General features: G+C 45.5%; 2 protein-coding genes. Both read right to left on the minus strand.

Translation table 11 applies throughout. The features are described from left to right. The coding region (locus R7127_RS26785) for a histidine kinase dimerization/phospho-acceptor domain-containing protein (RefSeq protein WP_140144293.1) at positions 1–635 on the minus strand (635 nt) is incomplete at its 3' end. A 176-nt stretch (positions 636–811) separates the two neighbouring features. Then, a partial coding sequence (locus tag R7127_RS26790) for a helix-turn-helix domain-containing protein (RefSeq protein ID WP_318148748.1) occupies positions 812–1100 on the minus strand: 289 nt, incomplete at its 5' end.

A 1100-nucleotide genomic window follows, 5' to 3' on the forward strand; every position in this document is an offset into this window, starting at 1 on the left:
TTAAGAGCGGTTTCGACCATTGGTTGGTATTCAGCAACCAATTGAGCAATCGTAAATGGCTTAATGACTTTATTATCACCACCTTTAGCAAAAAGCAGCATATCATTAACCTGCTTCTCCAAATCGTGCAGTCGATCCATTAATTTACTTTGGAAGCGCTCTCTCGTCGCTGGCGGAAGATTAGGCGCGCCCAAATTAGAGGCGTACAACATTGCGCTCGACAGCGGCGTTCTCACTTGATGCGCTAGCGATGCAACCATACGCCCTAATGAAGAAAGACGTTGTAGATCACTCACACGAGCTTGCAGTAAACGGGTTTCGGTTAAGTCGGTGATGAGGATCAGCTGCCCTGTCGCGGAGGCAGAAATCGCCAAACGCACTTTGCGACCATTACGCAGTGACACTTCGTGGCCATCATCTTCACGCGGATCAAAAGCCGCTTGAATGATGTTGAACCATTTCTCGTTAACCAGTGGGATTTCTAGAATTCGGTGCGCCTCGGGGTTGGCTTCTCGCACAACACCATACGTGTCGAGTAAAATAACCCCTGCGGGCATCACATCCAATACCTGCTTATAGCGCTCAACTTGGTTTTCTACTGAGTCTAAATGGGATTGGTTGGTGTTATTGTCCATTCACTGCCTGTCGAAATATCGCCACTAAAAAGTAAAATAGCTTGGTAAGCAATTAGCGTACCAAGCTATTTTTTATATTTATCATGACGTTATGTTATCGACAATAAGTTGACACCGAGAAATGTCTGATTTTAATGTCAGAAAAGATAACTTTTGTGATTGAACTGAAGCTCGATCTAACGCTGCAAATTATACTTGCGCATTTTCTCAACCAACGTTGTACGGCGCATACCCAGCATATCTGCAGCTCTTGCAACGACCCCACCTTGCGCTTCTAACGCTTGGCTGATCATGTTGACTTCCAAATCTGCTAATAGCTCTTTTAGGTTCACCCCTTCTGGTGGCAACGCTTGAGGCGCATTCATGTTGTGATCCAGATCGCTTTGCTCGTCAAAGCTGAAATCTTCCGAGAAGATGTCTTGGAACACATCGCGCTCTTGCTCTTCAATCGAAGTGAACGGATTA

The sequence above is a fragment of the Vibrio sp. 1159 genome (assembly GCF_033340395.1).
Taxonomy (GTDB): domain Bacteria; phylum Pseudomonadota; class Gammaproteobacteria; order Enterobacterales; family Vibrionaceae; genus Vibrio; species Vibrio alginolyticus.